This window comes from Janthinobacterium sp. TND4EL3, from assembly GCF_900156175.1.
Classification (GTDB): Bacteria; Pseudomonadota; Gammaproteobacteria; order Burkholderiales; family Burkholderiaceae_D; genus Janthinobacterium.
This window is the reverse complement of sequence record NZ_FTMV01000073.1, coordinates 1-1095: the sequence shown is the minus strand read 5'-3', so window position 1 is coordinate 1095 and position 1095 is coordinate 1. Positions and strand designations below refer to the sequence as shown.

The following is a 1095-nucleotide window of genomic DNA, read 5'->3' as shown; positions in this document are numbered from 1 at the left end:
TGTTTAGATTCGTGGGATCATGTACCTATGCGTAGTTGGCCACTCTTCAAGGCCAGGCAGGTTTTGCGTACACTGTTCCAATCTGATCTTTCACTGGTAGCCTGATGACCCAAGCCCTCCACAGCCAAGCACGAACGACCCACCTGATCCGCGAGGAAATCAAGAAATCGACGTTGCCACAAGCCGAACTGGCCCGGCTCTATAACGTCACGCGGCAAACGATCAGGAAATGGCAGGATCGCGACAGCCCGGACGATGGTTCGCATTGTCCAAAGACGCTGAAAACGACGCTCACGCCAGAGCAGGAACTGATCGTGATCGAGCTGCGCAAGACCTTGCTACTGCCCACCGATGACCTGCTGGCGGTCACGCGTGAATTCATCAATCCAGCCGTTTCGCGCGCTGGCCTGGGGCGCTGCCTGCGCCGCCATGGTGTCTCCAGCTTGCTTGACCTGGCCGCCCGGGAAACCGACAAGCCCGTCACCAAAAAGTCGTTCAAGGACTACGAGCCCGGCTTTTTACATATGGATATCAAGTACTTGCCGCAGATGCCCGACGAAACCGAACGCCGTTACCTGTTCGTCGCCATCGACCGCGCCACGCGCTGGGTTTTCATGGAGATCTATGCCGACCAGTCCGACAGTAGTAGCACCGACTTCCTGATCAAGCTCAACAAAGCCTGTCCGATCGCCATCGTCAAGCTGCTCACCGACAATGGCAGCCAGTTCACCGACCGCTTTAGCAGCAAGAAAAAAGACCCGGGAACGGGCGACCGGATTCCCAGCGGCAAGCACGCGTTTGACGTGCTATGCCAGCAACTGGCGATCGAACATCGCCTGATCCCGCCACGTCATCCGCAGACCAATGGCATGGTGGAGCGCTTCAACGGCCGCATCAGCGAGATCGTCCACCAGACCCGTTTCGCGTCCAGGGCCGAGCTCGAATCGACACTGCGCAATTACCTGAAAATCTATAACCACAACATCCCTCAGCGCGCCCTGAATAACGAAACGCCGATTCAGGCGATGAAGAAATGGCAGGCGAAAAAGCCGGAATTATTCGTTAAGCGTGTTTATAATCAAGCGGGTCTTGACA

General features: G+C 56.3%; 1 protein-coding gene. It reads left to right on the top strand.

What is annotated here, in order from left to right; genetic code table 11:
• Nucleotides 1–104: 104 nt before the first annotated feature.
• Nucleotides 105–1095, top strand: a 991-nt coding sequence (locus BXA07_RS29705) for an IS481 family transposase (protein WP_083708637.1), incomplete at its 3' end; no start/stop codon positions are given.